Here is a 6,206-nt window from a genome sequence, read left to right on the forward strand (position 1 = left end):
CTCGGGCACGCTGGGCGCATCAGCAGGACAGAACGCGCGGACCACGCGGCTGTGGTCGGTGCCGGCTTCGTCGGCGAATACCGCCACGCCAGTGGCATCGGTGGCGAGACTCCAGGCGGCCACCGATGCCATGTCCGGCTCCAGGTCGCGCACGGCGGCGCCATCGCGCAGCGGCAGCAGCCACCAGCGTGCGCCGTTGTCCCACAGCTCCGGTGCATGGCCGTCGGCAGCCAGCGCAAGCAGCGTTGCGGGTGCCGCGTCGGCGGCGGTTGCCAGCTGCCGGGCCGGTGGGCTGGCCAGCTGGATCTCCAGCGCCTCGGCCGGCCCACTCACCTTTACCGGCAACAGCCCGGCCGCGCATTGCTGCAGCAGGGCACCGTCACGTGGAGTCGCCAGGCCACAGGTCACCGCCACCCAGGCCGCACCGACGCTGGGATGGCCGGCGAACGCCAGTTCCCGGGTCGGGGTGAAGATGCGGATGTGGTAGTCGGCGCCGGGCGCGCTGGGGCGCAGGAAGAACACCGTCTCGGACAGGTTCAGCCAGGCGGCCAGGGCCTGCATCTGGCTGCTGGAGAGCCCGTCGGCGTCCAGGATGGCGCCCAGTGGGTTGCCGGTGCCGGGGCGGGGGGCGAAGACATCGAGCTGCAGGTAACGAAGGACGGCCATCTACGGGGATATTGCGCTTAGAATCAAAGGTTCCGCCCCCGAGGGCGGCTTCCCCACATTCTACATAGCCAATCCATGTCAGCTTCCCCCCTTGTCGATCGTTGGATCGTACTGAAGTTCGGCGGCACCTCGGTGTCGCGTCGTCATCGCTGGGACACGATCGGGAAGCTGGCGAAAAAACGTGCGGAAGAGACCGGCTCGCGCGTGCTGGTAGTGGTGTCGGCGCTGTCCGGGGTCACCAACGAACTGACCGCGATCGCCGATGGCGCGCCGGACAGCCGTGATCGCGTGGCCGCGCTGGTAGAGCGCCACGAGGGCTTCCTGGTTGAACTGGGCCTGGGCCGCGAGGTGCTGGCCGAACGTCTGGCGGCGCTGCAGGGCCTGTTGGACGACGCGCGCGCGGCCACCCGTCCGCTGGACTGGCAGGCCGAAGTGCTGGGCCAGGGCGAGCTGCTGTCCTCCACACTGGGTGCGGCCTACCTGCGCGCGTCAGGTCTGGACATGGGCTGGATGGATGCCCGCCAGTGGCTGGATGCGATGCCGCCGCAGCCGAACCAGAGCGACTGGTCGCAGCGCCTGTCGGTGAACTGCCAGTGGCGCGCCGACGCAGAGTGGATGCAGCGCTTCCGCGCGCAGCCGACCCGCCTGCTGATCACCCAGGGCTTCATCTCGCGTCACGCCGATGGCGGCACCGCCATCCTCGGTCGCGGCGGTTCGGATACCTCGGCGGCGTACTTCGGTGCATTGCTGGGTGCCAGCCGCGTGGAGATCTGGACCGACGTGCCGGGCATGTTCAGCGCCAACCCGAAGGATGTGCCGGACGCGCGCCTGCTGACCCGCCTGGACTATTACGAGGCACAGGAAATTGCCACGACCGGCGCCAAGGTGCTGCACCCGCGCTCGATCAAGCCGTGCCGTGATGCCGGCGTGCCGATGGCCATTCTCGATACCGAGCGCCCGGAACTGCCGGGTACCAGCATCGATGGCAGTGCCGCGCCGGTCCCGGGGGTGAAGGCGATCAGCCGCCGCAACGGCATCGTGCTGGTGTCGATGGAAGGCATCGGCATGTGGCAGCAGGTCGGCTTCCTGGCCGATGTGTTCAACCTGTTCAAGAAGCACGGCCTGTCGGTGGACCTGATCGGTTCGGCCGAAACCAACGTCACCGTGTCGCTGGACCCGTCCGAGAACCTGGTCAACACCGATGTGCTGGCCGCGCTGTCGGCGGACCTGTCGCAGATCTGCAAGGTGAAGGTGATCGTGCCGTGCGCGGCCATCACCCTGGTCGGCCGTGGCATGCGCTCGCTGCTGCACAAGCTGTCGGACGTGTGGGCCACGTTTGGCCGCGAGCGCGTGCACATGATCTCGCAGTCGTCCAACGACCTGAACCTGACCTTCGTCATCGACGAGGCCGATGCTGACGGCCTGCTGCCGATCCTGCACGCCGAGCTGATTGACAGCGGTGCGATGCCGGTGGAAGAGACCGAGGTGTTCGGCCCGCGCTGGCGCGAGATCGCCGGCACCGTGCGCCCGCGTGGCACGCCCTGGTGGCGTGGCCAGCGCGCGCACCTGCTGCAGCTGGCCGATGCCGGTACGCCGCGCTACGTCTACCACCTGCCGACCGTGCGCGCCCGTGCCCGCGCGCTGGCCGCGATCAAGCCGATCGACCAGCGCTACTACGCGATCAAGGCCAACAGCCACCCGGCCATCCTGCAGCTGCTGGAAGCCGAGGGCTTCGGCCTGGAGTGCGTCTCGCACGGCGAACTGAAGCACGTGTTCCAGCACCTGCCGGAACTGTCGCCCAAGCGCGTGTTGTTCACTCCCAGCTTCTGCCCGCGCAGCGAATACGAAGCGGCGTTCGCGCTCGGGGTGACCGTGACCGTCGACAACGTCGAAGCACTGCAGCGCTGGCCGGACCTGTTCCGCAACCGCGAGCTGTGGCTGCGTGTCGACCTGGGCCGTGGCGAAGGCCACCATGCCAAGGTCCGTACCGGCGGCAAGGACTCCAAGTTCGGCCTGCCGATCGCCCGCGTCGACGAATTCGTGCGCACGGCCACCGACCTGGGCAGCCGCGTGGTCGGCCTGCACGCGCACCTGGGCAGCGGCGTGGAGACTGCGCAGCACTGGCGCCTGATGTGCGATGAGCTGGCCGGTTTCGCCCGCCGCATCGGCAGCGTGCAGACCATCGACATCGGCGGCGGCCTGCCGATTCCGTATTCCGCCGAGGACGAGCCGTTCGACCTGGATGCGTGGGCCGAGGGTCTGGCCGAGGTCAAAGCGCTGCATCCGGCGTTCCGCCTGGCGATCGAGCCGGGCCGTTACCTGGTCGCCGAATCCGGCGTGCTGCTGACCCACGCCACTCAGGTTGTGGAAAAGGACGGCGTGCGCCGCGTCGGCCTGGATGCCGGCATGAACACCCTGATGCGCCCGGCGCTGTATGACGCCTGGCACGACATCGAGAACCTCAGCCGCCAGGGCGGCTATGCCGAGGCGGCATTCGATGTGGTCGGCCCGATCTGCGAATCCAGCGATGTGTTCGGCAAGCGCCGCAAGCTGCCGGTGTCCACCGCACCGGATGATGTGATGCTGATCGCTGATGCCGGTGCCTACGGCTATGTGATGTCCAACACCTACAACCAGCGGGCGATGCCGCGCGAAGACGTGATCGAGTGATCGCCACCCGCGCCCTGCACCCGCCCACCGACACGCCCCGTGCTGCTGCGCGGGCCCGTGCCTGACCGGATACACCATGACTGCTTTCGATAAACACCAGGTTTCCCGCTTCCGCTTCGTCCGCTGCGAATTCGCTGCGGAAACCGGCGTGGCCAAGCTGGTCTACGCCTTCGATGACGGCCCGGAGATGGTGGAAACCATCACCGTGCCGGGCGCCCCGTTCGTACTGGACCAGGCGCGCGCCGCCGCCGTGCAGCGTGCGCTGCAGCTGCTGCACCTGATTGCCGGTGTCAGTTACTACAAGGCCGGCGTGCCGGAGACGGTCAGCATCGACAGCTATTCAATCGATGCCGATACCGCGGCGTTGGTGGAGACGGTCTACCTCAACGGCCTGGGCGAGTTCGCCTACCGCAACGGCCTGAACCTGCGTGGGCGTTTCCGCCTGCCGGTGCAGGGCGAAGCGGTGCAGGCCCCGGTGCTGGGCCTGCAGGCGCATGCGCTGGTGGCCATCGGTGGCGGCAAGGATTCGCTGGTCAGCATCGAAGCGCTGCGCCGTGCCGGCGTGGACGAAACGGTGACCTGGATTGGCGGTTCGCAGCTGATCCGCGCCTGCGCAGAGCGCACCGGCCTGCCGACGCTGAACCTGGGCCGCGCGCTGGCGCCGGAACTGTTCGAGCTCAACCGCCAGGGCGCGTGGAACGGGCATATTCCGGTCACCGCGGTGAACTCGGCGATCATGGTGCTGGCCGCGCTTCTGCAAGGCGTGGACCAGGTGGTGTTCTCCAACGAGCGCTCGGCCAGCTACGGCAGCCAGATTCCGGGCACCGGCGAAGTGAACCACCAGTGGTCCAAGGGCTGGGCCTTCGAGCAGGCGTTCGGCAGCCATGTGCAGAAGCACGTGGCGGCGGACCTGCAGTACTACTCGCTGCTGCGCCCGATGTCCGAGCTGGCGGTGGCCCGCCAGTTCGCCAAGACCGATTTCTACGACGCGCATTTCTCCAGCTGCAACCGCAACTTCCACATCCTCGGCGAGCGCCCGGTGAACCGCTGGTGCGGCGTCTGCCCGAAGTGCCACTTCGTGTTCCTGGCGTTGGCCCCGTTCATGCCGAAGACGCGCCTGGTGCGCATCTTTGGCCGCAACCTGCTGGATGATGCCGAACAGGCCGGTGGCTTCGATGCACTGCTGGAGTTCCAGGACCACAAGCCGTTCGAGTGCGTCGGCGAAGGCCGCGAATCGCGTGCGGCGATGGCGACCCTGGCGCAGCGCCCGGAATGGAAGGAAGACGTGCTGGTGAAGCGCTTCTGCAATGAGATCCAGCCGCAGCTGGATGCCGCCGAACTGGAACTGGCACCGCTGCTGCTGTTGCAGGGCGAGCACCGCATTCCGACCGCGTTGTGGGAACAGGTGCGTGAAGATTTCGCAGCTTGAAGGAAAGCGCGTCGCGCTGTGGGGCTGGGGGCGTGAGGGCCGTGCGGCATTTTCGGTGCTGCGTGCGCGCCTGCCCGCGCTGGCCCTGAGCCTGTTCTGCCCGGCCGCTGAGGCCGAGGCGGCGCGTGCGGAAACGCAGGAATTGCTGGACGTGCGCGGTGAACCCACTGCCGAAGCGCTGGCCGCGTTCGATGTGGTGATCAAATCGCCTGGTATCAGCCCCTACCAGCCGATCGCACTGGCGGCGGCGGAGCAGGGCACCACGTTCATCGGTGGCACCGCGCTGTGGTTCGCCGAACACGCCGCCGACGATGGCATCGTGCACGACACCGTGTGCGTGACCGGCACCAAGGGCAAGAGCACCACCACCGCGCTGGTCGCGCACCTGCTGCGTGCCGCCGGCCACCGCACCGGCCTGGTCGGCAACATCGGCCTGCCGCTGCTGGAAGTGCTGGATCCGCAGCCGGCGCCGGAATACTGGGCGGTGGAACTGTCCAGCTACCAGACCGGGGAAGTGGCGCGCAGTGGCGCCCACCCGCAGGTGGCGGTGGTGCTGAACCTGTTCCCGGAACACCTGGACTGGCACGGCAGCGAACAGCGTTACATCCAAGACAAGCTGCGGCTGGTGACCGAAGCTGCGCCGCGCATCGCCGTGCTCAATGCCGCCGATCCGCACCTGGCCGCGCTGTCGTTGCCCGACAGTGAAGTGGTCTGGTTCAACCAGCCGCAGGGCTGGCACATGCGCGGTGACGTCGTGCATCGCGGTGAACAGCCCGTATTCGATACCTGCAACACGCCGCTGCCGGGCCGCCACAACCGCGGCAACCTGTGCGCGGTGCTGGCCGCGCTGGAAGCGGTGGGCCTGGACGCGGTGGCGCTCGCTCCGGCGGTGCAGGATTTCCGTCCGTTGCCGAACCGCCTGCAGCGCATCGGCGTGGCCGAGGGCCTGACCTACGTCAACGATTCGATCAGCACCACGCCGCATGCCAGCCTGGCCGCGCTGGAGTGCTTTGCCGGCCAGCGCATCGCGCTGCTGGTGGGCGGGCACGATCGTGGGCTGGACTGGACCGATTTCATGCAGCACATGGCGCACGACGTGCCGCCGGTGGAGATCGTGACCATGGGCAGCAACGGCCCGCGCATCCACGCGATGCTGCAACCGTTGGCCGATGCCGGCCGCTTCGGCCTGCACGCGGCGGGCGATCTGCCCGAGGCGATGGCGCTGGCTCGCAGCGCGCTGGGGGCGCAGGGCGGGGTGGTGCTGCTGTCGCCGGGCGCGCCGAGTTTTGGTGCCTACCGCGACTACGTGGCGCGTGGCCGCCATTTCGCCGAGCTGGCCGGATTCGACCCGGACAGCATCAGCGCGATCCCGGGGTTGGGCATCGCTTGATCCGCCGGATCGGGCTCGGATCCCTTTCCTCAGGAAAGGGATCTGACCCCA

The 6,206-nt window shown here is 68.3% G+C and carries 4 protein-coding genes; 3 read left to right on the top strand and 1 reads right to left on the bottom strand.

Annotated features, from left to right (window positions below; genetic code table 11):
• On the bottom strand, positions 1-666 hold a 666-nt coding region (locus QRO91_RS21500; protein WP_285310560.1), incomplete at its 3' end, for a PhzF family phenazine biosynthesis protein.
• Between the two features lie 75 nt (positions 667-741).
• Here QRO91_RS21500 and QRO91_RS21505 point away from each other — a divergent pair.
• The 3 genes from QRO91_RS21505 to murD all read left to right on the top strand — a co-directional run bounded on the left by QRO91_RS21505 (position 742) and on the right by murD (position 6,155).
• Complete coding sequence (locus QRO91_RS21505) at positions 742-3,336, top strand: bifunctional aspartate kinase/diaminopimelate decarboxylase (protein WP_049430044.1); 2,595 nt, start codon at positions 742-744, stop codon at positions 3,334-3,336.
• A gap of 76 nt (positions 3,337-3,412) precedes the next feature.
• On the top strand, positions 3,413-4,765 hold the full coding sequence (gene murL / locus QRO91_RS21510; RefSeq protein WP_049430043.1) for a UDP-N-acetyl-alpha-D-muramoyl-L-alanyl-L-glutamate epimerase: 1,353 nt from the start codon (positions 3,413-3,415) through the stop codon (positions 4,763-4,765).
• Positions 4,746-6,155: a UDP-N-acetylmuramoyl-L-alanine--D-glutamate ligase gene (murD, locus tag QRO91_RS21515; protein ID WP_049430042.1), complete on the top strand. Its 1,410-nt coding sequence runs from the start codon at positions 4,746-4,748 to the stop codon at positions 6,153-6,155. The genes murL and murD overlap by 20 nt, the downstream gene beginning before the upstream one ends.
• Positions 6,156-6,206: the final 51 nt, after the last annotated feature.

Origin of the sequence: Stenotrophomonas maltophilia group sp. Smal32 (assembly GCF_030237085.1) — a bacterium.
Lineage (GTDB): Bacteria > Pseudomonadota > Gammaproteobacteria > Xanthomonadales > Xanthomonadaceae > Stenotrophomonas > Stenotrophomonas maltophilia_Q.